Origin of the sequence: Leifsonia sp. 1010, assembly GCF_031455295.1 — a bacterium.
Classification (GTDB): Bacteria; Actinomycetota; Actinomycetes; order Actinomycetales; family Microbacteriaceae; genus Leifsonia.
In genome coordinates this window covers 323,330-346,376 of sequence record NZ_JAVDSL010000003.1, presented here as the reverse complement: position 1 = coordinate 346,376, position 23,047 = coordinate 323,330, and the positions used below count along the sequence as shown (strand labels likewise).

27 protein-coding genes are annotated in these 23,047 nt (G+C 63.8%); 6 read left to right on the top strand and 21 right to left on the bottom strand.

The genetic code is table 11. The features are described 5' to 3' along the window. Nucleotides 1–62: 62 nt before the first annotated feature. Both J2Y42_RS15220 and J2Y42_RS15215 read right to left on the bottom strand, forming a co-directional pair. A complete protein-coding gene (locus J2Y42_RS15220; protein WP_309860183.1) occupies nt 63–1,298 on the bottom strand; it encodes an RNA polymerase sigma factor in 1,236 nt (411 codons plus the stop codon). Between the two features lie 22 nt (nt 1,299–1,320). Continuing rightward, entirely contained in the window at nt 1,321–1,749 is a 429-nt protein-coding gene (locus J2Y42_RS15215) for a YciI family protein (protein WP_309860181.1), read from the bottom strand. 253 nt (nt 1,750–2,002) lie between these two features. Here J2Y42_RS15215 and J2Y42_RS15210 point away from each other — a divergent pair, with 253 nt between their 5' ends. Next, nucleotides 2,003–3,160, top strand: coding sequence for an acyltransferase (locus J2Y42_RS15210; protein ID WP_309860179.1), 1,158 nt, complete (start codon nt 2,003–2,005; stop codon nt 3,158–3,160). Nucleotides 3,161–3,176: 16 nt separating this feature from the next. Here the strand turns inward: J2Y42_RS15210 and J2Y42_RS15205 are convergent, their stop codons facing one another. From J2Y42_RS15205 to J2Y42_RS15190, 4 genes are all read right to left on the bottom strand, one after another. Then, a complete protein-coding gene (locus tag J2Y42_RS15205; RefSeq protein ID WP_309860178.1) occupies nt 3,177–4,655 on the bottom strand; it encodes a dicarboxylate/amino acid:cation symporter in 1,479 nt (492 codons plus the stop codon). Nucleotides 4,656–4,918: 263 nt separating this feature from the next. Continuing rightward, entirely contained in the window at nt 4,919–5,461 is a 543-nt protein-coding gene (locus J2Y42_RS15200) for a hypothetical protein (RefSeq protein WP_309860176.1), read from the bottom strand. Nucleotides 5,462–5,893: 432 nt separating this feature from the next. Beyond that, nucleotides 5,894–6,334, bottom strand: a complete 441-nt coding sequence (locus J2Y42_RS15195) for a hypothetical protein (protein ID WP_309860174.1) — start codon at nt 6,332–6,334, stop codon at nt 5,894–5,896. A 117-nt stretch (nt 6,335–6,451) separates the two neighbouring features. Next, nucleotides 6,452–6,667 carry a hypothetical protein gene (locus J2Y42_RS15190; RefSeq protein WP_309860172.1) on the bottom strand — a complete coding sequence of 72 codons (216 nt, stop codon included), beginning with the start codon at nt 6,665–6,667 and terminating at the stop codon, nt 6,452–6,454. Between the two features lie 311 nt (nt 6,668–6,978). Here J2Y42_RS15190 and J2Y42_RS15185 point away from each other — a divergent pair, with 311 nt between their 5' ends. Beyond that, the gene (locus J2Y42_RS15185) at nt 6,979–7,359 is read left to right on the top strand and encodes a hypothetical protein (RefSeq protein WP_309860170.1); all 381 of its coding nucleotides are present in this window, start codon (nt 6,979–6,981) and stop codon (nt 7,357–7,359) included. Nucleotides 7,360–7,392: 33 nt separating this feature from the next. Here the strand turns inward: J2Y42_RS15185 and J2Y42_RS15180 are convergent, their stop codons facing one another. Continuing rightward, entirely contained in the window at nt 7,393–8,013 is a 621-nt protein-coding gene (locus tag J2Y42_RS15180) for a hypothetical protein (RefSeq protein ID WP_309860168.1), read from the bottom strand. 210 nt (nt 8,014–8,223) lie between these two features. Between J2Y42_RS15180 and J2Y42_RS15175 the strand changes: the two genes are divergently transcribed. Then, nucleotides 8,224–9,624 carry a recombinase family protein gene (locus J2Y42_RS15175; protein ID WP_309860166.1) on the top strand — a complete coding sequence of 467 codons (1,401 nt, stop codon included), beginning with the start codon at nt 8,224–8,226 and terminating at the stop codon, nt 9,622–9,624. A gap of 221 nt (nt 9,625–9,845) precedes the next feature. Here J2Y42_RS15175 and J2Y42_RS15170 read toward each other — a convergent pair whose 3' ends face one another. From J2Y42_RS15170 to J2Y42_RS15120, 12 genes are all read right to left on the bottom strand, one after another. Further along, entirely contained in the window at nt 9,846–10,757 is a 912-nt protein-coding gene (locus J2Y42_RS15170; protein ID WP_309860165.1) for a hypothetical protein, read from the bottom strand. 10 nt (nt 10,758–10,767) lie between these two features. Beyond that, on the bottom strand, nt 10,768–12,018 hold the full coding sequence (locus J2Y42_RS15165; protein WP_309860164.1) for a hypothetical protein: 1,251 nt from the start codon (nt 12,016–12,018) through the stop codon (nt 10,768–10,770). 140 nt (nt 12,019–12,158) lie between these two features. Beyond that, entirely contained in the window at nt 12,159–14,882 is a 2,724-nt protein-coding gene (locus J2Y42_RS15160; protein ID WP_309860162.1) for a phage tail tape measure protein, read from the bottom strand. Next, nucleotides 14,879–15,223, bottom strand: coding sequence for an HNH endonuclease (locus tag J2Y42_RS18700; RefSeq protein WP_396427161.1), 345 nt, complete (start codon nt 15,221–15,223; stop codon nt 14,879–14,881). Before J2Y42_RS18700 ends, J2Y42_RS15160 begins: the two co-directional genes overlap by 4 nt. 40 nt (nt 15,224–15,263) lie before the next feature. After that, nucleotides 15,264–15,548 carry a hypothetical protein gene (locus J2Y42_RS15155; protein WP_309860160.1) on the bottom strand — a complete coding sequence of 95 codons (285 nt, stop codon included), beginning with the start codon at nt 15,546–15,548 and terminating at the stop codon, nt 15,264–15,266. Nucleotide 15,549: 1 nt separating this feature from the next. Beyond that, nucleotides 15,550–16,089, bottom strand: a complete 540-nt coding sequence (locus tag J2Y42_RS15150; protein ID WP_309860158.1) for a hypothetical protein — start codon at nt 16,087–16,089, stop codon at nt 15,550–15,552. Further along, entirely contained in the window at nt 16,086–16,505 is a 420-nt protein-coding gene (locus J2Y42_RS15145) for a helix-turn-helix domain-containing protein (protein ID WP_309860156.1), read from the bottom strand. The genes J2Y42_RS15150 and J2Y42_RS15145 overlap by 4 nt, the downstream gene beginning before the upstream one ends. A 52-nt stretch (nt 16,506–16,557) precedes the next feature. Beyond that, a complete protein-coding gene (locus J2Y42_RS15140) occupies nt 16,558–16,941 on the bottom strand; it encodes a hypothetical protein (RefSeq protein WP_309860154.1) in 384 nt (127 codons plus the stop codon). A gap of 11 nt (nt 16,942–16,952) precedes the next feature. Continuing rightward, on the bottom strand, nt 16,953–17,171 hold the full coding sequence (locus tag J2Y42_RS15135; RefSeq protein WP_309860152.1) for a hypothetical protein: 219 nt from the start codon (nt 17,169–17,171) through the stop codon (nt 16,953–16,955). Further along, nucleotides 17,168–17,698, bottom strand: coding sequence for a hypothetical protein (locus J2Y42_RS15130; RefSeq protein ID WP_309860150.1), 531 nt, complete (start codon nt 17,696–17,698; stop codon nt 17,168–17,170). The genes J2Y42_RS15135 and J2Y42_RS15130 overlap by 4 nt, the downstream gene beginning before the upstream one ends. Beyond that, complete coding sequence (locus tag J2Y42_RS15125) at nt 17,698–18,024, bottom strand: hypothetical protein (protein WP_309860147.1); 327 nt, start codon at nt 18,022–18,024, stop codon at nt 17,698–17,700. Before J2Y42_RS15125 ends, J2Y42_RS15130 begins: the two co-directional genes overlap by 1 nt. After that, on the bottom strand, nt 18,021–18,212 hold the full coding sequence (locus J2Y42_RS15120; RefSeq protein WP_309860370.1) for a helix-turn-helix domain-containing protein: 192 nt from the start codon (nt 18,210–18,212) through the stop codon (nt 18,021–18,023). Before J2Y42_RS15120 ends, J2Y42_RS15125 begins: the two co-directional genes overlap by 4 nt. Nucleotides 18,213–18,308: 96 nt before the next feature. Here J2Y42_RS15120 and J2Y42_RS15115 point away from each other — a divergent pair, with 96 nt between their 5' ends. After that, a complete protein-coding gene (locus J2Y42_RS15115) occupies nt 18,309–19,028 on the top strand; it encodes a helix-turn-helix transcriptional regulator (protein ID WP_309860145.1) in 720 nt (239 codons plus the stop codon). Beyond that, nucleotides 19,003–20,115, top strand: a complete 1,113-nt coding sequence (locus J2Y42_RS15110) for a tyrosine-type recombinase/integrase (RefSeq protein WP_309860143.1) — start codon at nt 19,003–19,005, stop codon at nt 20,113–20,115. Before J2Y42_RS15115 ends, J2Y42_RS15110 begins: the two co-directional genes overlap by 26 nt. Before the next feature lie 27 nt (nt 20,116–20,142). On the opposite strand, the gene glnA is transcribed toward J2Y42_RS15110, so the two are convergent. Further along, nucleotides 20,143–21,567: a type I glutamate--ammonia ligase gene (glnA, locus tag J2Y42_RS15105; protein WP_018191311.1), complete on the bottom strand. Its 1,425-nt coding sequence runs from the start codon at nt 21,565–21,567 to the stop codon at nt 20,143–20,145. A gap of 187 nt (nt 21,568–21,754) precedes the next feature. Between glnA and J2Y42_RS15100 the strand changes: the two genes are divergently transcribed. After that, nucleotides 21,755–22,177, top strand: coding sequence for an RDD family protein (locus J2Y42_RS15100; protein ID WP_309860141.1), 423 nt, complete (start codon nt 21,755–21,757; stop codon nt 22,175–22,177). A 116-nt stretch (nt 22,178–22,293) separates the two neighbouring features. Here the strand turns inward: J2Y42_RS15100 and J2Y42_RS15095 are convergent, their stop codons facing one another. Further along, on the bottom strand, nt 22,294–22,989 hold the full coding sequence (locus J2Y42_RS15095; RefSeq protein ID WP_020077407.1) for a DUF4191 domain-containing protein: 696 nt from the start codon (nt 22,987–22,989) through the stop codon (nt 22,294–22,296). Nucleotides 22,990–23,047 lie beyond the last annotated feature (58 nt).

The window sequence follows — 23,047 nt, the reverse complement described above, 5'->3', positions numbered from 1 at the left end:
GCGTGCAAAGATCGCGGACTCGACGGTGGGCGCACCGACGGGGAGTGGGGGCGCGAAGGGCGTCAGGCGTCGCGGAGGCGGGCGGCCTTGGCGAGCAGCACCTCGCGCTCGCGGTCGTTCGCGGTGAGTCCCGCCGCTGCGGTCAGGTCCGAGACCGCCTCCTCCGTCCGCCCGAGTTGCGCGAGCAGTTCGCCGCGGACGCTCGGCAGCAGATGCGACCCCGGCAGGGCGCCGCGCGCGGCCAGCTCGTCGGCGATCCGCAACGCGTTGGCCGGACCGGTCGCCATCGACACCGCCGCCGCCCGGTTCAGCTCCACCACCGGGCTCGGGGCGATCCGGCCGAGCGCTTCGTAGAGGATGACGATGCGGTCCCAATCGGTGTCGTCGGCGCTTGCCGCGATGGCGTGGCATTCGGCGATGGCGGCCTGCAGCGCGTACGGCCCGCGCCCGCGACCCAGCTCGTCCGCCCGGGCGAGCGCCGCACGTCCGCGCACGATCTGCGCTCGGTTCCAACGCGTCCTGTCCTGCTCGGTCAGCAGCACCGGGGTCCCGTCCGGCCGGGTTCGCGCCGGGAAGCGCGCGGCCTGCAACTCCATGAGCGCGACGAGTCCGTGCGCCTCGGGCTCCCGCGGCAGCAGCGCGGCGACCATGCGTCCCAGGCGCAGCGCCTCGTTCGCGAGGTCGGCCCGCATCCACTCGCGTCCCGTCGTCGCCGCATAGCCTTCCGTGAAGATCAGGTAGACCACGCTGAGCACGCCGGCGAGCCGTTCCTTCCACTCGGCCGGCTCGGGGGAGGCGAAGGGGATGCGCGCCTCAGCGATCGTCTTCTTCGCCCGGACGATGCGCTGCTGCACCGTCGCGACCGGCACGAAGTACATCCGGGCGATCTCCGCCGTGCTGAGCCCGGCCACCACGCGCAGGGTGAGCGCGACCTGGCCTTCCCTCGACAGAGCAGGATGGCACGCCGTGAATACGAGCCGGAGCACGTCGTCGTCGATCGGCTCCCAGGTGTCTTCGCCCGACTCCTCCAGCGTCGCGGCGATCGCCCGGTACCGGTCGTCGAGCCGTTCTCGCCGCCGCCAGTGGTCGATCGCGCGTCGCTTCGCCACGGCGACGAGCCAGCCGCCCGGATTCTCGGGCACGCCATCCCGAGGCCACTTGTTCAGCGCCTCGACGAGCGCCTCCTGGGCTAGATCCTCGGCCAGGCCGACGTCGCCGGTCACCTTCGCGAGCGTCGCGACGACGCGCGCTCCGTCGATGCGCCAGACGGCGTCGACCCGTGCCGGGATCCCGCTCATCTTCCGCTGCTTTCCGCTCGGCTCAGGCCTTGTCGGCGGCCGCGCGCCACTCGGCCTCCTTCTGGATGTACTCGTTGTCGGCGAAGGCCGCGAAGTCGCTCTCGTCGGTCACGCGGCGCACCTCGAGCTTCGATCCGGGGCCGAGCGGGCACCGGCTCGCCCACTCCGCGGCCTCCTCCTTCGAGCCGACCTCGAGGATCCAGAAGCCGTTGAACAGCTCGTGCGTCTCGCCGTAGGGGCCGTCCGTGATCGCCGGAGGCGTCGACGAGAAGTCCACGACGAATCCCGTCTCGGCGATGTCGTCCGAGAGGCCCTCGCCCGCCAGCAGCACGCCGGCAGAGATCAGCTGCTCGTTGTACTGGCCCATCCGGGTGATGACCTCGTTGAAGTCCATCTCCTGGTAGGCCTCTTTGGCGGCGTCGTCCGAGCGCATGATCAGCATGTACTTCATGGGGTGTCTCCCTCGATCCGGGGTGCTTCGGTCGCACCCTCCTACCATCGTGTCGAACGGCGGTGCGAAAGGTCGACAGGGCAGTGGAAAAAGATCCGAGCGGCTAGCATGGGCTGGCGGAGTAGAGCGGGGGACCTCCTGTTCGTGCGCGCGAGCGGCCCGGGTGTCGGCATCCGCTGCTCGCCCCGCGTACCGACCTGCATCCGGGCGGAGGGGCCGTGCTGTGTCATCGGCCGGGATCGAAAGGAAAGCGTTGCGCAAGATCGAGCTCGACTCGCTGAGGGGTGCGGCCGCGTTCGCGGTATTGCTCTGGCACACCACGGCGAGTTCTCTCCACACCTTCCTCGTCGGCTCGAACTTCCAGCCGGTCGACAGCTTCTGGTACAACGCGGTGATGTATTCGCCGCTGCGCATCTTCAGCGCGGGGCCAGAAGCAGTGTGGCTCTTCTTCGTGCTGTCGGGCTTCGTGCTCACCCGATCCGCTTCGCCGGTCGACTACCGATGGGATGCGTACTACCCGAGCCGTCTCATCCGGCTGTACCTGCCCATCGTCGGCGCCGTGCTCGTGACCGGGATCGCGTTCCTCCTGCTGCCACGTCAGCTCACGGCTGCGAACAGCGTCTTCGTGAATGGGCTTCCGACGGAGTACTCCGTCTCCGCGATGCTGCGCGACATGACCGTGCTCAACGGGACGACGACGGCGAACGTTCCCCTCTGGTCCCTCCAGTGGGAGGTCCTGTTCTCGATCCTGCTCCCCGTGTACGTGCTGGCCGCGCGGGCGTTCCCACGGATCGCGCTGGCCGGGTCGGTGCTGCTGATCATTGCGAGCGCCTGGACGGGATCGCCTTTCCTCCTCTACATGCCGATGTTCCTCATCGGTTCTGTACTCGGCTTCCACTGGGAGGCGATCGCCGACCGCTTGGGCGTCGTGACGGCCGGAAACCTCCGAGCCACCGTGCTCGGCGCTCTCGGTGTGCTGCTCTCGGTCGTTCTGATCACGTCCTCGTACACGTTCAACTTCTTCATCGCGGGGCAAACCGGTGCGGCCGGCAACCTCACGACCAACGTGTTCACCGTGGTCAAGTTGACCGGAATCTGCCTCCTGCTTGCGCTCGCATTGACGTATCCGCCACTCCGCGCCGTTTTGCGCTGGCGTCCCCTCGTCGCTTTGGGCACCATCTCGTTCAGCCTCTACCTCACGCATGGACCGATCACCATCGGCCTCGCCTTCGTTATGGGCCCGGGAATCCTGACGACGATCACGCAGATCGTCCTCAGCCTCATCGTCGCGGTGCTGTTCTACTTCGCCGTCGAGAAGTGGGCCCACCAGCTGTCGCGGAGAGTCGCGCGCGCCATCCGCGCCCGGTGGAACGCGCCCGCCCCGCGGCCGCAGGCCGAGCCGGCCGCCTGAGCCGCCATCGGCGACCTCAGGCCGGCTGGGCGACCTTACCCCGGGCGGCGTCGCCGCTGTCGCTGGTCTCCGGCTCACCGCCGTCCACCGTCGCATCGGTGTCACCGGCCTCCGCCGCGTGCGCCTCATCCTCATCGGTGAACGGCACGCCGGAGCGCGGCGCGTTGTACAGCTCGAGGTCCAGGATGCCTTCCCGCTTGGCGACGATCGTCGGGACCAACGCCTGGCCGGCCACGTTGACCGCCGTCCGGCCCATGTCGAGGATCGCGTCCACCGCGAGCAGCAGGCCGACACCGTCGAGGGGCAGGCCGAGCGTCGAGAGCGTGAGCGTCAGCATGACGATCGCGCCGGTCGTCCCGGCGGTCGCCGCCGATCCGACGACCGACACCACGATGATGAGCAGGTACTGCAGGATGTTGAGCTGGATGCCGTAGAACTGCGCGACGAAGATCGCTGCGATGGCCGGGTAGATCGCGGCGCAGCCGTCCATCTTGGTCGTCGCCCCCAACGGCGCGGCGAATGACGCGTACGCGCTCGGCACGCCCAGGTTGCGCTCGACGACGCGCTGCGTGAGCGGGAGCGTCCCGATCGAGGACCGGCTCACGAAGCCCAGCTGCACCGCCGGCCACACGCCCGAGAAGTACTGGCGGATCGAGAGTCCGTTGCTGCGGACGATGATCGGGTAGACCACGAACAGCACGATCGCGAGGCCGAGGTAGATCGCGAACACGAACCAGGCGAGCGATCCGATGGTCGTCCATCCGTAGGTGGCGACAGCGTTCCCGATGAGGGCGAACGTGCCGAGCGGGGCCAGCCGGATGATCCACCAGAGCACGCGCTGGACGATCTTCAGCGCCGAATCGGTGAAGGTGAGGAACGGCTCCGCCTTCCTGCCCACTTTCAGGGCGGCGATGCCGATGGCCGCCGCGACCACGATCACCTGCAGCACGTTGAAGCTGACGGCGGAGGTGGCGGTGGCTACGCCATCAACCACATCCACGTGGGTGTTGACCTGCGCGCCGACGAAGTTCGCGGGCACCAGGCCGAGCAGGAAATTCCACCACGTCGCGGTGACCCCCGGGTCGGCCGCGGCGAGCTCGCCGTGCGACGCCCGGCTGCCCGGCTGGATGATGACGCCCAGCGCGATGCCGATGCTCACGGCGATGAACGCGGTGATCGCGAACCACAGCAGGGTCCGCCCCGCGAGGCGCGCGGCGTTCGAGACGCGGCGCAGGTTGCCGATGCTGGAGACGATCGCGAGGAAGACGAGCGGGATCACCGCGGCCTTCAGCAGCGAGACGTACGACTGCCCGATGGTGTTCAGGGTCGCAGTGAGCCCGTTGGGCTGTCCGCCCGGTTCGCCGAGCTGGCGTGCGATCAGGCCGGCGACGACGCCGAGCACGAGCGCAGCGGTGACCTGGACGCCGAACGAGCGAAGCCAACGGGGGCCGCGCCGCGTCCGCGACGCAGGGGAGGAAAGCGAAGTGGAAGTCATGCTTCCACGCTAGGAGCGGGGGAGGTGGACTCCCAGTTCTACGGCAACATACCGAAACACACGAAAAGGGCCGCACCCGTGATCGGATGCGGCCCTTCGCGTGACTGGCGTACGGATCAGACCCCGTAGTACAGCTCGTACTCGCGAACAATGATTGGCAGACATTGGGAGTTATAGAAATACCTGGTTGGAGGGCGATTCCTTGATTGCGGGCGATAGCGAACCATCGAGCTCCGTAGGGATTCCTGCGGACTTTTTGCGGACTAGATCCTCTCGGTAGGCAGCCGTTCGATCCATTCCTTGAGGTCGTCGGCGAGGATGATGGTCTTGCTGTTGGCGTAGTGGACCTTCAGGGCACCGTTGTTGATGAACACCTTCAGCATGGATGGAGACATCCCGCACTCGTCGGCAGCGGCCTCTATCGAGTAAGCAATCCTTGGCACCGAGGTATTGCCCATCGCTACGGCGATCAAATCAGGAACAGTCACATTGAGCCCCTTGAAGCCATCCCACTTAGCGGCCTCTTCCTCGTCCCGCCTGAGTTGCTCCTCGGCTCTCTCCGCCTCGATTCGTTCTGCGAGTTCCTTTTGCCGCTCCAGATATTCCTCGAGCCTGTCCCACTGGCACCGGTATTTTGGCCGACGGGCGTACGTCTGCGGACGGCCGGGAAGGTCGATCAATTCCCCACGGATATAGGCGTCGTAGTGAGTGCCCTTGTCGAGGATCCGAACACGTTGAAGGGGTTTCGACGGACTCTCTCGATACGCCCAAATCTGGCCGTTTTCCATCTCACTGTGGCGAGGCATGCGGCTAAGAGTACTTCGAGCGATCTGCGGCGGCACCTCGTCCTACGCTGTGCCTCACACAGAGAAGTGCCTACGTGCATTGCTTGGCATTGCTCTGTGCTCGTGGGTTCAGTGGGCTCATTCCGTATCACTTCTGCTGCGTATTGGGATCGCCTAGTTCGACCAGCATGAGCCCACTATGGGCTGCTACGTCGGTGGTCGCAGATACCCTCGCGCCCGTGACTACCACCTACGAGAGCCGAACGAACGTCTGCCCGATTTGCGGTCGCACCATGGTCGCTACAGTCAAAGTCATTGGTTCGTGGCAGCAGCAGGCAATCCGAGCAATTCCAACAGACGTTCGTTGCGAGTCGTCGTGCGAGTCAGTCGTCGGAGACAACCGCTCGCGAATGCTGGACGTCTTCCGCCGATAGATCTCGTGCCCTGGGACCGCTAGCGGCGCGGGGGCTGGGCGTGTTGCTCCCCGGGCCGGGTGTGCCACTGGCGATGAGATATGTGCCTGTCTCGAGTCTCGTCGAGGATCTGCTGCCAGTCATCGCGCGCGGACTGACCGGTGATTTTGATCGTCCATTCCACTGCATCCTCAAACGTGAACCGTGCAGTGGGCAGATGGGTATCTTCGTCCAGACCTGCGGAATTTGGGAGGTGTAGGTGGGGCAGCTCGTAGGCGCTTCGACCAGTCGGGTGCCAGTGCATCATGAACTGGATGTCTCCGCCGATCTGGAGCTTGTATCGATATGCTTTCGTGGTCACGCGGAAGCCCTGATCTTCATCTGGGATAATTTCGTAGTGCATCTGCGCGTCGAAGTGGGCGCCGTTACGTAGCGCGATTCCGCGCTCACTGTTTAGGGACCACGCGTGGACTTTGCCCATTTGGCCGCGGCCTCCGGACGAGACAGTAGGCACCGCCTGTCCGAGACACGCAATCGCGCGCTGGATTGGACTGATGAACGCCTCGAACGCCTCGTTAGGAGTACGCCCGGGCAAGTGTTACTCCGCGAACGGGAGCAGCATCATGAGTCGAAGGACCGCATCGTCTCGAGAGTCATCGAAACGACCCTCAGCGACCTGACGACGGAATTCTTCTAGCGAGATACCGAGCACATCGGAGACCTGCATGGATACCATGCGCCGACCGTCTTCCTCGGAAAGCTCCTCGACGGGAACCGCATCGACGGGAATCAATGACATGCTCATGCTCTTCACCTCCGTTACCTTGGCACACTAACTTATCAACAGCTTCTCAACTACCCCTGACATTCGAGAGCTCAAGGAGGTGCGCTCGCACGGATTTCTCCGTGTGTGAAAGCCGCCTTGCCCCAGAGGTACGGGGACCGCGGTCCCGGGTGCCCTCCCCCTCGGTCCGTCGAGGCAGGGGAAGGGCGGGTCGTCTCGCTGCAGCGGCCCGCCCCGTCGTTACAGTAGCCGAGGGCTGGTCGAGTGCGATAGGCAGGGAGAGATCTCTAGATCACATCCGTCGTAGTGCGGAATACGAGGTCGGCGGTACGGTACCTCGCATGAGAAGGTCTCACTTGATAGCCGTTGCAACCACTGCCGTACTGGCACTGGGGCTGGTCGGATGCTCCAGCAGTTCGCATGAGGCTTTATCCGGCGACGAGACATCGATCGACAAGTACACGCAAACGTGGCCGAAGCAGTACTCGGACACCACATGCGAAGACTGGAATAACCAGATGACGCCGGCTCAACAGTTCGCGGCGGCCGCGGACATTCTCAGTAGCGCTCGAGACAAGCTTGACGGAGGAACGGGCGTCGCGCCAGATGACCTCATCCGTCAGTTCCAATCCGGCATCACGAACGTTTGCGTCATCGATTCAATGACGCTGACAGATGCGAGCTACGGGTTATATGCCACTGAAGCCAGGTTCCACCCATAAGGTCAGCGGGCTCGCATTTCCACGCTGTGCCGCTCAGAGCTCGTCGACGCCGCCGGGAGGGGCCTGCACGGGCGGAGCGGTATCGGCTGGGTCCGTAGTGCCCGCAACTTCTTGCCATGCCGACTTGATCTTCTCCCAAGGGCTGCGTAGGTCAATTCCTGCCCTCCGCATGACGACTCTCGCTCGCCTTGCCCGGAGCCACTGCACCGTCGCGACTGCGGCGAACACGACGGCAAGACTTACCATCACGACCGCGGCCCAAGCGTCGCTCTCCCTCTGAGATCTCGACACCGGTCCAGGATTGATCAGTTGTAAGCCAAAGATAAAGATGATCACCGAATACACGGCGAACACGAACGCGGCCAGATATGAGGGGGCAGCTCGGTGTACTAGGCCTACATACGTAGCCGATACCCGCCTTATGGCGACGTTGACTCCGTCCACCTGTTTGCTCTGTGCGTCTTGGCGGCGCTCCTCGCTTACGGCGTTATCTAGGCCGTCGATGCCAAGGCTTTCGAGGGTCCGCTTTACATCCAGCAGAGACTTGAGTTGTTCGGCATAGCGTTTCTCTCGAGAAGCGCGGACGGCGACGATGATCGTCCATGCCAGGGTCATTGCTCCGAGAGCTATCGTCAGCCAGTCCTTGAGTTCCACCGCTACATCGTCCCGGCCGATATCGGAGGTTGCAAGCCCCCTACTGCAGAGGCGTCGCGAAACGGGTACTTGCTCATCCGATGGGACATCGGCCCTGCTGAGCGGCGTCTGATGGCTGTATGCGGCCCGTTCGAGCGTGCCAACGACTTGGTGCGGTATGACAACATTCCGAGGTACGGCTAAGCAATCTTGTTTCGCTATCGTGCGCGCATGAAGCAGGCCAACGCCGCGGCGATCTACGCCCGAATCTCATCCGACCAATCCGGCGAAGGACTTGGAGTCCAACGTCAGCTCGAGGACTGTCGAAGGCTCGCCGCTGAACGCGATTGGGTCGTCGCGGGCGAATACGTCGACAACGACATCTCCGCGTACTCAGGCAGGACGAGGCCCAACTACGAACGCATGCTGATTGACATCGAAGCGGGCCGGATCGACGCCGTCTTGGTCTACCACCTGGACCGGCTCACCCGTCGACCCGCCGAGCTCGAGCATTTCATCGATGTATGCACCGACGCTCGCGTTGACGTGACAACGGTGACGGGAGATATCGGCCTTGGAAATGACAATGGACTGATGATCGCCCGTATCACCAGCGCGATGGCGGCGGCGGAATCGGGCCGAAAGTCTGCGCGCATCAAACGCAAGATGCTTCAGAACGCGGAGATGGGTAAGCCGAGCGGCGGGGGTCAGCGCCCCTTCGGCTACGAGCATGACCGGGTGACCGTGCGCGAGTCTGAGGCGGAAGTGATCCGTGCGTTGGCCGACCGTTACATCAAAGGCGAATCGATGATCGCGTTGGCCCACTGGTTGAACGACCAGAACGTTCCTACTTCTGGTGGCGTCGCCTCTTGGCACGTCCAAACGGTGCGGCGCATTCTCGTGAGTGGCAGGATCGCCGGCCTTCGTGATCACCACGGCGAGCCGATCGCCGAGGGTAAGTGGCCGGCGATTATCTCGGTCGAGCAGCGCGAGCAACTTCTGACTGTATTGAGGGCGAGAGGAGGCACGCAGCAGGCACGGACAAACAGGTATCTCCTCAGCGGGATGTTGCGGTGCGGCCTGTGCGGAGCCAAGCTTCACACCACCATAACTCGAAGCATTCGGAGGTATACGTGCCGGCGCTCTCCGGGTGACAACGCTTGCGGTCGGCTTTCGATAAACGCTATCCACGTTGAGGAATGGGCTGCCGCGGCCGTCGTGCTTCACTTGGATGCGCGCGGCATGACCTCGATGCTCGCAAGCCGAGCATCGGCCGACTATCGACACTCTCCGTACCTGGCAGAGGTACTACGGGCGCAACAAATTCTCACGGAGCTCGCTGAGATGCTGGGAGCCGGGGAGCTGTCCCGGACGGAGTACGCGGCGGCTCGAAAAGTGGCCGAGGCTCGACACATGGGGGCAGTCCGCGAGCTTGACCGTGCCACGGGAACCAATGCGATGCACGGCCTCGACCCGAAGCGGGAAGCCCTCACCCGCTCGTGGGAACGGCTGGATCTGCAACGGCAACGATCGATAGTCCGAACGCTCCTCGACTTTGCGATCGTCTATCCGCGACCCCGCGGACAACGCAAGCTCGACCCGACACGGATCGAGGCGCGCTGGGTTGTCTGATATTTAACGCGAAGCGGTTTGGGAAGCGGCGGTCGAGTTGTACCGCGAGGGACACAAGGATATGCCGAAGTCATAATTCGTCTAGTCCGCACGATCAGACGTGGCCTCAGAGAGCAGCTCCCCATACCGTCCCGTGTCCCGAACGTCCGCCATGTGCGCCAGCAGCGCCACATCATCGAGGGGCGCCGAATCCTCATCCGGGCGGATGAACCGCCCGTGGGTTAGGGCTTAGCCATGATCCCGAACGCGTACGGTCCAGCCCCAAGGCCGGTGAATGTGTACGGGGAGGTGACGTTGGACGCCACTAGTGCGAAGTCCGACTGCGCGGGTGAGGTGTTGGTGGCCTTGTACGCGTCGTAGCTGGCCGCGTTCGCCACGGCCGCCCACAACACCACCTGAGAACCATCTGTCGCGCCAGTCGCGGACGGATTCGTTGTCGTTCCCGCCGTCACGGACGGTGCGGCGAGCGGGACGAGTACCGGACCGATTTCAGTTGTACGGCCATCGTCCATCTGCAGGTCTTCGAGTCCGACGGATATGGCGGTAGGTCCCGAATTGCCGATCTCCACCTGATGCAGTGTGGCGGCCGTCAGGTTGGCGTTCGTGACCGGCGTCATCGTGGCGATCGCGCTTGAGGTACTTGAGGGGCTGTACACGGCACAGTTGATCTTGCCTGCCGTCGTCGAGTTGCCCTGCAAGCGCAGCTCCACCCGATACTGGCTGCCGTAGGCAAGCGTTCCAGCGGTGGGGGTGACGTACGTGATGGTTCCACCGGATGCGCCGGCGTCGGCGACATAAAGTCGCCCGTTGGTGCTGATTCCGAGGCTTGCAGCTCGTCCTGATCCGGTACGGACGGAGAAGAACTGGGCGAACGCGCCGGGTGCGGATGCCGGCATGGTGAACACGAGGCTGAATGCGGCGATGTCGTTGTCCGCGTTCATGTCGTATCTGACGATGGCCGTGGCCGTACCCACGTTGACGCGGAGGCCGGTGGTGCCTCGCATCCCGTCGGCGGTGGAGAAGGTGATTGTGGATGGTGCTGTGACTGTGTAGCCGGAGTTTCCGGTGAGGAGGGCGCTGGTTGCGGTGGCGCCGTTGGTCTGGCCGTCCCAGAGGACTTGCTTGAGGGTCATTGGTTTCTCCTTATGCTCGAACGACGACGAAGTACTGATTTGGGGATTGGGTCATCAGCCCGGTCGGCTGGGACGACACGTTCACGGGTGTGAGCTGGATGCCGTTCTTGATGACTTTGGGGATGGTGGTTTGGGTGTTTGTCACGCCGTCGTATTGGGGGTGGATCCGGATGATGAACATGCCGTTGTAGTTGGCGTGGCCGTTTGTCCATGTCGGCTCGTTGATGGTGATGTCGGGGTTGTCGCCGAGGCGGGAGTCGAACAGCATGTGGTTTCCTGTCCACCCGATGTTGTTTAGCGTCGTGGTGGGGTGGTCGTGGAATATGCGCCCGTAGGTGTTCTCGTGGTTCCAGCCTTGGTTCTGCCCGTTGTTGGCTGAGGTGCACCAGTAGGTTTCCACCCCGGACGTGACGGCGTTGATGTCGGTTGGGGCGCCTGAGTAGGAGGAGGTATGGGTGGAGATGATGCCGTCGTGGAAGTTGCACCCGTACTCTTTGACGTTCTTTGAGTTGTTGTGACCGAGCGGTGAGCCGCCGCGGTGCGATCCCCGGGTTCTCGCGAGCGTTCCGTCTGGAGCGCCTGTGTTCGTGTAGGTCCAGGTGTATCCGTCGACTTCCATGTAGGTGATGACGGTGTTGGTGTCCTTGTAGCAGTTGAAGCCGAAGGTCTCGCCGGGCGGGAATGTGGCGTCACCGGGTACGCCGCTGATCTTGATGTTGTAGAACTGCGCACCGGTGGTGATGTAGTTGAAGAAGCCGTTGAACAGGTGCGGAAGCCCGGTGTTTGGGTCCGTTGGCTGATCCGTGCCGGCGAGCGTGAAGTCACGACACACGATCAGCGACTTCGACAGGCGCATGAGGTACAGCTGGTTCGTGCCGCCCGCGGATTGCTTTGGGACGAAGGACGCCTTCGTGGATGAGCCAGGTCGCATCTGGAATACCGTCTTGTCAACACCTGAGCCGATGATGCCGAGGCAGTTGAGCGCTAGTACCCCGTACGCTGCCGGCGCAGTGGCCGTCTTGAAGTCCACGATCTCGTACAGTCCTGGATTGAAATGGACGATCGAGGGGGTCGTCAGCCGGTTCAGGCCGGCGTTGATGTCGGTGTCGCCGACTCGGTAGAGGGTCGAGTACTCCACCACTGGTGTTCCGGGCGGGATTGTTGGTTGCGGGTACGACGGCATGCTCACGCTGAACGTGACGTCGGGTAGGCCGACGCCGCGGAGCACGCCGGGGGCGACGAGCGTGCGAAGCGAGGCCATCAGTCGTCTTCTGGTTCTGCCTGCACGGTAGCGATCACGTACCCGATTGCCTGGGACTGCTCATTGGGTTGGTTGCGGTCATCGGTGGTGCTCATGTTCGTCTCCTCCTCGTTGGTGTGGTGCTTGATGTCGGGCCCGGGTCATCCCATCCGCGTTCGGCGAGCCTGAGCTCGCTCGTTTTTGACGATCTGATCCGTGATCATGATCTGAATCGGCCGGCCGTCGATCGTGGCCTGCAGGGTCGCCCCCGCCAGAGACACCTGTGCGGGAGGAAGCACCACGGTTTGAGTGGTCGAGTAGGTCGAGGCGGGCACATATGTCGGTGTGCCGCCATAGGCGAAGCCACGGTGCAGGTTCGCGCGGAACTCGTACACCGCACGCTGCCCACCCATCGCGTTCACGTCGGAGGCGGTAAGCACGTGCTCACCGTTCGACAGCGGATACAGGCCCGCCTTGTCGTCACGCGGCCCGCCAGGCCCCGCGATCGCGCCACCGTACGCATGACCGTCACCGAGACCGAACCCAACTTTCGGGTTCGTGGCCTGCACGAGGATGTGCGCGACACGGTCCTTCGTGACCTCAATGAAACGGGCGTAGAAGTTGTCCAGCGCGTTCTTTGCAGCGAGGGTGTCGGCAAGAACCTTCACTGCCTTCTGGTCCGGGATCCGGTACACCTGGTCAGCGATCGCGGACGCCTGAGCAGCAGTGCCGCCGAGGGCCGTGATGTTGTCGATCAGCGTTTGCCGACCGGCCTGCAGGTTGCCGATGTACGCCTGCGTGTTTCCGTCGACTGCGAGTTGTGCCTTCGCAGCATCCTGCGACTTGGAGGCAAGATCCGAGAACATCTGAATGTTGTCCGCGCCTGCGGCAGTGTTGGCATCCAAGGAAGACGAGTAGCCTTCGGCGCCGTCCTTCACCTTGTCGATGGTCTCTTTCACCTTCTGAAGCGAGTCCTGGTAGGAAGCGTTCGCCGAGACCGCGTCCTGGCCGACACCGTTCGCCTTGTTGACCTCGTCGGTCAGTTGGCGGATCTGGTCGTTGAGGTTTCCGGCGCTGTCTGCTGCATCTAGGTAGGCTTTCGACGCCGCTTCGACGCTTCCTGTGTTCTCGTCGGCAGCGTCGGCGTTTTCACCGAGTGCTTCGTTTGTGTTCTTGATGTCGCGCTGGGCGTTCTTCAGGCTCTCGGCGGTGCCGCTTACGCCGTTCCGTAGCGTGGCCCAGGCGACACCTTCCGCGTTGATCTCAGGGGACAGTCGGCCCTTTTGGGCGGCGCGGAGGGCGTCGTATTCGGCGTACCTCGCGTTGAGCTCATCGATCGCCTTCGCGTTGCCGAGAGAGGCATCGGTGACCGTTTTCAGGCTGATGTTGAGCTTGTTCGCCGCGGCGATAGACCCGTTGTCGTGGAGCTGTTTCGCCGCCGTCGCGCGAGTGTTCTTCGTGATCGCGCCGGTGTTCTGATCCAGCGACGCGGTGAAGTCGTCGGTGCGCTGCTGTGCCTCAGCCTGCGACGTGGCCACCGCGGCGACGATGGCGATCAAGCCCGTGACTGCGAGACCCACGGCGCCGCCAGCGATGCCCACCGTGCGCATTGACGTTCCGAGGGTGTCGAGGGCGGTGCGGAAGTTGCCCAGCATGGGCACGACCTTGAGCACACCACCACCAAGGAGACCCACACCTGCCACCAAGGCGCCCGAGGCGAGGATCACACCCTGCGCGGGGCCGGGGAGGTCGCCGAACGCTTTTGTAAGCGCGGTTACGCCCTGCACGGTTCCGCGGAGCACATCGTTCGCGGACGAACCGGTCCTAATCAGAGCGGTGTCGAAGGCAGCTGCCAGTTTCGAGAGATCACCGTTGAGGTTGTCGAGCTTGCCACGGGCCTGCTCGGCCGCGAATCCCTGATCGTCGACGGCCTTCGTCCACTTGTTGACAGCCGCTGCGCCGCCCTGCATGAGCACTGTGGCAGTGGTGATCTGCTCGTTACCGAATATCTGGCCCAGAGCGGTCTGCCGGGTCTGTTGGTCAAGGGATCCGAGCTTCGTGCGCAGCTGTTCCGCGACACCGTTGAACCCGATGAACTTCCCGGTGGCGTCGTAAACGCTGATGCCGTACTGGTCCATCGTCTTCCGTGCGATCGCGGAAGGTGACGTGAGAGAAGACAGCATGCCTCGAAGCGAGGTGCCCGCCTGGTCGGCCAGGATCCCGTTCTGCGCGAGCTCCGCAAGAGTGCCTACGGTCTGCTCGATGCTGATGCCCATGCTCGCGGCAACCGGGCCGACATACTTGAGCCCCTGCCCGAGGTCTTGCACGGAGCCGAGGGCCTTGTCCGCGCCGGCGGCGAGGAGGTCCGCGATATGCGGGACGTCCTGGCCCTGTAGCTTGAACTGCGTCATCGCGGACGCTGCGATCGACGTCGCATCGGCCACGTTCAACTGACCGGCCGCAGCCAAGTCCAGGGCACCCTTGAGGGCACCGCCGAGCATGTCCTTGACCGAGATGCCTGCCTTGACGAGCTCCGTCTCAGCGTCCGCAACCTCAGTCGCGGAGAACCCGATCGCCTGACCCATGCTCAACGACGCAGCACGAAGCTTGTCCATGTCATCCGCTGTTGCGTGCGACAGGGTCTGCACCTGCGACATCTGCGCATCCCAGTCGGCGAACTTCTTGATCGCGATCGCCACACCAGCCGCAGCCACCGCGCCCATTGCCAGGGCCGCGTTACCCAACTGGTTGAACGCTTCCTTCTTCTGCGCGAGCTTCTCAGCCTCAGTACCGGTCTCCTTCGTAGCCCGGGCGGCCTTCTCCATGCCCTGGATGTACCCAGACACCTGAGCGATCAGCGAAACCTTCACGGTGCGGTCGGTCATGCCGTGCTCTCCATTCGTGTGGAAAAAAAAGTCGGGGAGAGATGTGGCCTGACACCGGAGGTACTACGGGTGAGGGGACCCGGGCACCTCCCCCTACTCATCGGTCGAGTGATCCGGATCGCCGGATGGTTGCGGGGATGAGGCGAGCTCGTTTCGCGCTGTTGCAGTCTCGATTGTCGGTGCGCTGCCTTGACGTTGTGCAGCGCATCCTCTCCTCCCTTGGAGAGGGGAACGAGATGGTCGATGACGAACGATCGCGGGTTCGTGTGCGGCAGCGTGTAGTCGATCGCCTCACCGCAAAGGTGACAAGCTGCACCTGTCTTGCGGATTCGGTCCCTCATGCGCTGTCTGAGTGTGGTGCTCCTCGGTGTACCAGCCATGTCAGATCACCGCCTGTGCGCGCTTCGTTGCGCGCTGTGTGAGCTTGGTGTTGAGCAGTGCTCCTGGGTCATACTCTTCGGCGAAGCCGTCCGGGATGGTGAGGCTGACTCGGGTGTTCGGGGTGATCATGACCATGACGTGCGGACTGATAGCCAGTGCGCCTCCTCCGCGGCGGGCTGTGGTGACGGCCAGGAGGAACAACGTCCTTGCTTCTGGTTCGAGAAGCTCCTGCTCGTGATTGTCGATGTGCACGATGCCCTTGGTGGGTTTCGGCTGGCCGTTCATGTCACACCACCATGTAGTGAGCTGCGCGGGCGAAGCCACCTTCGCGGAGGAAATCCTGTAGCTTCTCGATTTCGCGGGCGGCTGTTGCTGACTCTGGGTACTCCTGTTCGAACTGTCGAGCTGCGTCGGTCCAACCGGCTTCGAGGGCTCTGCGGAACAATGCGTGGGCAAGGGTACGGTCGTTGCTACGCAGCGCAAGGCCCATAGTTCGTGATGCCTGTTCGGCGCTCTCGATGCGCTCGGAGCGTTCTTGGGCGTCGCGGAAGGCGATGAGGTCTGTAGCCCCGTAGCCCACCTTCGCGTCGAGCTTGGTTTCGAGGGATCTGATGTGCTCTTTGACTAGAGCAATCTCCTTGTCGCGCAGAGCGAGGGTTTGCTGCTTTGCGCTCGCGATTCGCTGCTCGTGGGCCTGTCGCTTACCTTCGTCGCTGAGAGTGGTGTCGCTGTTGATCTCCGCCGCGCGCCGGTTCGTCGCTGCCTGGATTCGTCCAGCGTCGGCGCGCAGTCCATCGATCTGCGCGTCGAGTGCATCGAGGCTCATGCTCTGCTTCCCCTTCGTTCTCGGTAGTGGGCGAGTTGCTCGCGGCTGATGCGGTACGTCCTGCCCACCCTCTCTGCGTCTAGTCGTCTCTCCCGGATGGCCTTGCGGATTGCCCGGTCGGTCACCTGGATCGCTGCTGCGGCTTGGCTGGTGCTAAGCCACTGCGATCTTGCGTCGAGTTCCGGTCTCGCCGCCTCTCGGGTTCCGGTTGCGGTACCACGCCAGGCGAGGGCCGCGACCTTGAGGGCTACAAGGGTCTGGTCGATTTCTGGATCCTCGCCTCGGTGGTCGACGTGGTACTGGTTGAGGCCGGCGTACCGAAGTAGGAAAGCGGCCGCACGGCCGCTGATTATCACCTCTGGTCCTCCGCTGCCGACGACCAGTTCGATCGCATTCCTGACACGTGAGTCGCCCATCGCGTGGCCCTCCCTCACTCCTCGATCGCTCGACTGGCAGATCCGAAGATGTTCACGAGCTCAGGTCGCTTCCCGCGTCAGCCACAAGATCGTCGGCTTCCACGGGCCGGATGAGGCGCCATCCAAGGATCAGTGCGTTGATGTGGCGAAGCCGGGCCGCTAACTCCCATGTCTGCGCGCTGTGCAGCATTTCGAGCGCGATGAGTTGCATTGACTGCTCCGCCAGCCATTGCACGTACGCGGCCGATTTGGTCTCACTCCAGACCTTCCAAAGCTGCTGCTGCGCGAACTGGTCCTTCGGGCTCCGGGGCGTGATATCCATGACTCCGCCGACCAGTCGCGCCAAGTGCTCGCGCGCCGTCTCAGGGTCTGCATCGTAAGTAGTGCCGTCCGGGCCGGTTAGGGTGAATGGTTCATCGGGGATTGGGTCGATCATCGTCTGCTCCTTCATCGCCGTTGTCGGTACGGCAGCCGGCGGATGGGCTGAGGTTTTGAGTGGGGAGAGATCCCCAGAGCGAGGTTGCGTTGGATCGCGCGTTGATGGCGTTCGTCGGCTTGCTGCTGCTCGAGCTCTCGGTTGGCCTGGTCGCATGCAGCGCAGCGAACCTGGAAGGCCTCGCCGGCGTGCTCGTCGCAGCGGGCGCCTAGGTCGAGGTTCGTGGTCATGCTGATCTCCTCTCTTCGGTGTTATCCACAGGCCTCAAGTGAGATGGTTCGGTAAAGCGAGGTGTTCGTCGGCCTAGATCTTTTTCTGGTTCCTCAGTGGTTCCTTGGGGGAAAGGTGCGCTTGCCCCTGAAGGAAAGAGCGGCTTTCCATCGAGGGGAAAGGAATCCTTTCCTTCTAGGGGAAAGGAACTCTTTCCCCTGAAGGTGACCCCGTACACAGCCCGGCGCCCCGCCCGCCCTCGCTCGAGCCGCTCTATCGCTCCGAGGTTGACCAGGCCCCGCGTTGCCACCTTGACCAGCTCGAATGCTGAGGCGCGCTCCTTGAGCTGGGCGTCTGAAAGATCTACGCCCTCGGCGAGCATGCGGCCGAGGGCGTAGGCGGACATTTCACGCGAAGCGAAGTATCGCGGGGGCTGGTCGGAGTCGAGCGCCGTGTATGCCATGAAGATCAGCAGCCGATATTCGTTCGGCTTGAGATCATGCATGGCGGCGAAGGCGATCGCACGTCCGACCAGCTGCGCCCCCATCAGTCGGTGACGCCTTCGAAGAAAGCGGCGGGGGAGATGTGTAGGGCGTTCGCCGCGCCCACTATCTCTTCGAAGTAGGCCGGCAATTCCCCGGCCATAACGAGCCGGGCTCTCTCCGGGCTCTCGAAGGCATCGATGGCCGCCCACGCTTCATCACTCGAGGCCGCGCAGATGTGATTGGCGACGCTGAGCCCCACGAGACTGACCCCGCGCGGCTGATCTTCGGTGTAGGTGATACGCTTCTTCACAGTTGAACTCCTTGCTTCGCTGCAGGTTTCGACTTCAAGGCCGGATTGCCCTCCGGCCTTTTTCTTTGGATCGGTCACGATGCCTCCTTGGCGAACTGCGCTTCGATCCATCCGTTGACGTCCGCCTCTCGGAACATCCGACGGCCGCCGATGATCGCGGAGGGCGGCGCCGTCTTTGAGTGGATCATCCAGCGCAACTGGGCCTCGCTCTTCCTAAGGCGCTCCGCGGTTTCCGCCAGGGTCAAAAGGGCAATTAGTGCCTCCATCGGTTCTCCTTCGGGTATGTGTTCGGCTATAAACACGTTACAGCATAATGCCGTGTTGTGTTGAGAAACAATGCCGTGTTGTGGGAAAGTTGGCCCGTGGTTGAAAACGAGAACTTGGACTTCCTGTCCTCTGTGGATCAGGCCGTTGCACGCAACGTGAAGAGCGCGCGCGAACGCGCGGGGTTTTCGCAGGCTGAACTTGCGGCCCGGCTCGCTGACATGGGCGTGCCAGGCATTCACCAGACGACGATTGCAAGGATCGAAAGTGGCACCAGAGTGCTGCGTCTTGCCGAAGCGCTCGCAATTGCCCGACTTCTCGACTACCAGATCGAGGAACTGGTTGAGTCGCCGATGTCGGCGAGCTTGCGCTGGGAGTATGGCGAGCTGCGTGACGCGGTCCAAGCGTTTTCCACGTCGGGGCAGGCTCTCTTCGAGCAACGCTTGCGCACCGCGCAGTCGCTCGATGAGCGGTTCCCGTACAACCGTTACGGCGTCCCGTTCGACGGAGACGTGCTCGCAGTTCGGCCGAGTTCTTACAACCTTGTGGACGAGTTGTTGAGCACCAACTCAGACCCCTTAGAGCGGGTGGAGACGATGTACTGGGGCTTTCTGGATGTCATGAGGAATCACCCTCTGGTCGAGCCGTTCAAGGCGTCGCGAGTAATGGAGATCTACGACGAAGTACTCGCCCAGTGCCAGGCGATTTCGAAGCTGCGCTTGCGCGACGACGCGACGGACGACGAATTCGAGCGGGAGGTCGCGGCTCTTTTCGCGGACATGGAGGTCACAGATGGCGAGCGTCAAGCGACGTCCTGACGGCTCTTGGCGTGCCCGCTACCGGGACGCGACTGGCCGGGAGCATGCGCGGCATTTCAAGTTCAAGGACAACCCGCGTGATCCGGAGAACTCCGCTCAGCACTGGCTCGATCGGGAGACCAGCAAGTTAGTCACAGGGACGTGGATCGCGCCCAAGACTGCAAAGGTGTCACTGGGGGAGTGGTGCGATACCTGGCTTGCCGGCTACGCGACGAATCGGGCGTCGACGGTGCGACAGGCTCGCACTCACCTGGTGCGGATCAAGGCGAAGTTCGGTGATCGGCCTTTGGGCAGCGTCCGCCCGTCTGAGGTGAAGAACTGGATGGCCGAACTCAAGGCCGAGGGGCTCGCCGAGTCCACTGTGTACGCGCTCCACAGGCGCCTCTCGCAGGTTTACGCGGACGCCGTGCACGACGGACTCGTCCCCAAGTCACCAGTCAGCCGGCGCACGTCGCCAGGGGCAGGGAAGCAGCGTCCTTACGTAGCGACCACAGAGCAGGTGTGGGCGCTCCATGACGCCCTACCGGCGCATTTCCGCCCTGTCGTGCTGCTCGGTGCGTTCGCGGGTCTGCGAGTGGCTGAGATCGCCGCGCTGCGGGTGACCGACATCGACTTCATGCGAGGGGTAATCACACCGGCGATCCAGTACCCAGAGGAACCTCTGAAGACGGAAATGTCGAAGACGCCGATCCCTATCCCGCATGAGGTCGCGCTCGAGCTCAACCGCGTACCCGCAGAGTGGGGGAGTGCGACTCTCGTCGTCGGCGCGTGGGGCCGGCCTGTAGCGCCGTACACGATCGAGGAGGCATTTCGTACCGCACGTAGTACGGTTCCCGGCTTGCCTGACGGCTTCCGCATCCACGATCTGCGCCACTACTATGCATCACTTCTGATCGCCGCCGGGCTGGATATCAAGACGGTTCAGACGCGGCTGAGGCATGCGTCAGCGAAGACGACGCTGGACACGTACGGGCACATGTGGCCAGACAAAGACGAGTCCGCACGAGCTGCGGTTTCGGTCGCTTTCGCGGACCGTCCTACAACTCGTGCGGACTTTTTGCGGACTAGCGAGCCCGCGACGCCTTAGGAGCCGCGTGTTTACGCGGGTTTCCGATCAGACCCCGTAGTACAGCTCGTACTCGAACGGGTGCGGACGCTGCGCGAGCGGCTTGATCTCCTTCTCGCGCTTGTACTCGATCCAGGTCTCGATGAGCTCCGGGGTGAACACGCCGCCCGCGGTGAGGAAGTCGTGGTCGGCCTCGAGCGCGTCAAGCGCCTCGCCGAGCGACGCCGGCACCTGCGGGATGTTGCGCGCCTCCTCCGGGGGAAGCTCGTAGAGGTCCTTGTCGACCGGCTCGTGCGGCTCGATGCGGTTCTTGATGCCGTCGAGGCCGGCCATCAGCTGGGCGGCGAACGCGAGGTACGGGTTGCCCGACGCGTCGGGGGCGCGGAACTCGATGCGCTTCGCCTTCGGGTTGGAGCCCGTGATCGGGATGCGGATCGACGCCGAGCGGTTGCCGGCCGAGTAGACCAGGTTGACCGGCGCCTCGAAGCCGGGGACCAGGCGGTGGAACGAGTTCACCGTCGGGTTCGTGAACGCCAGGACGGCCGGGGCGTGCTTCAGCAGGCCGCCGATGTACCAGCGGGCGATGTCGGAGAGTCCGCCATAGCCGGCCTCGTCGTAGAACAGCGGCTTGCCGTCGTTCCACAGCGACTGATGGGTGTGCATGCCCGAGCCGTTGTCGCCGAACAGCGGCTTCGGCATGAACGTGGCCGTCTTGCCCCACTCGTTGGCGGTGTTCTTGACGATGTACTTGAACTTGAGGATGTCGTCCGCCGCGTGGACCATCGTGTCGAAGCGGTAGTTGATCTCCGCCTGGCCGCCGGTGCCCACCTCGTGGTGCGCGCGCTCCAGGATGAGGCCGGCGTCGATCAGCTTCAGCGAGATGTCGTCGCGCAGGTCGGCCTGCTTGTCGACGGGGCTCACCGGGAAGTAGCCGCCCTTGTACGGGGTCTTGTTGGCGAGGTTGCCGCCCTCTTCGACGCGGCCCGAGTTCCAGGCGCCCTCTTCGGAGTCGACGGAGTAGAAGCTGGAGTTCTGCTTCACCTCGTAACGCACGTCGTCGAAGATGTAGAACTCCGCCTCGGGAGCGAAGTACGCGGTGTCGGCGATGCCGGTCGAGGCGAGGTACTTCTCGGCCTTCTTGGCGACCTGGCGCGGGTCCTTCGAGTAGATCTCCCCGTTGCGCGGGTTGTAGATGTCGAACACCATGATCAGCGTGCGCTCGGCACGGAACGGGTCGATGTAGGCCGTCGACACGTCCGGGATCAGCTGCATGTCGGACTCGTGGATCGACGCGAAGCCGCGGATCGAGGAGCCGTCGAAGAGCTGACCGACGGAGAAGAACTCCTCATCGACCGTCGAGGCGGGGATGTTGAAGTGCTGCTGCACACCGGGAAGGTCGGTGAAGCGGATATCAAGGAACTTGACGTCGGTGTCCTTGATGAACTTGAGCACCTCAGACGAATCACGGAACATACGGACGACTCCCAATGGCTTTGCGGGTGACCGGACTGCGCGTGCAGCCCACGTCAACGCTAGGGGGAGGCCGTTTCCCGGGGGTGACGCAAATGTTTCCGGCATGTTACGGGTACCCGGGCAGGGGATGCGGGATCGGGGTGCGCAGGCTCAGGATGCGCCGGGAAGCGCTCGATAGACTCGGCGGGTGCCGCAGAATCCCGCCAACCGCCCCGGCGACATCGCCCCCAGTCGTTACCCGGGGGAGCGCCTCGGACTCCCCGAGGTCGGTCCACGATCGGTCGGACGGGTGGGGCGGCGGATCGCGGCGATCGTCATCGACTGGGCCATCGCATCCCTGCTGTCGTTCGCGTTCTTCCATTACGACTCGTGGGCGACGATCTCGATCTTCGCCGTGCTGCAGATCGTGTTCATCCCGACCCTCGGCGGCAGTGTCGGCCACAGGGCTCTCGGGATGCGGGTCGTCGCCGTGCGCGGCGGCTGGGTCGGCGTGTGGCGTCCGATCGTCCGGACGCTGCTGCTCTGCATCGTGATCCCAGCGCTGGTGTGGGACTCCGACCAGCGCGGTTTCCACGACAAGATCGCCGGCACCGTCCTGATCCGCGCCTGACGCGGTTCCCGCCACCGTCGAGTACGCAAAAACTGCACGGAATCCACGTGGAGACCGTGCAGTTTTCGCGTACTCGACGGCGGGCGGAGCGGCCCGACGGAGGGGGAGTGCGAGGGTCAGCGCGCGCGCTGGGCGCGCACCTTCATGGGGTCGATGCCCTTCGGGATCGGCATCTGGTTCTCCATCGACTGGAGGCGGTTGCTGATCGCGAGCACCTCTGCCTTGGTGAGGGTCGGCTTGATCTTGGCGAGCGTGCGCGGCACCTTGTGCAGGGGCACGGAGTCGGCGTCCGGCCCGACACTGATCACGGTGACCGGAACGTTCGGGAGCACGCGGTTCACCTTGCGGCGCTCCTCGTCGATCATGCGCTTGGTGCGGGTCACCGGGCCCTCGCTGATGAGCACGACACCGCCGCGACCGGTCGCCCGGTACACCGCATCCTGCGTCTTGCCGTTGACGGCCACCGGCATCTCGGAGCCGCGCCAGCTGCGCTTCAGCGACGAGCGGAGCACCGCGCCGACGGCGCCAGGCTGCCCCTCGATCTGCGAGTACGCGGCACGCTCGGCACGACGGCCGAGGATGATCAGCGCGATCAGGACACCCGCGAGCACTCCCGCGAGGATCCACAGCACCATCGTGAAGATGTTGCCGCCGGAGAGGAACACGGCGAGCAGGATGCCGAGGATGATCGGCAGGACAGCCCCGAGGACGATGTACAGCACCGCGCGGTTGTCGTACCGGCGGGTCATCTGGAACACCTGCCACATCTGCTTCAGACGGCCGGGCTCCTTGGTGGACTTGTCCTTTGCCATAGCTCCAAGGATACCGGCTCGGCGGCGTTCCAGATGACCCGTTCGCTGCGGGGAGAGG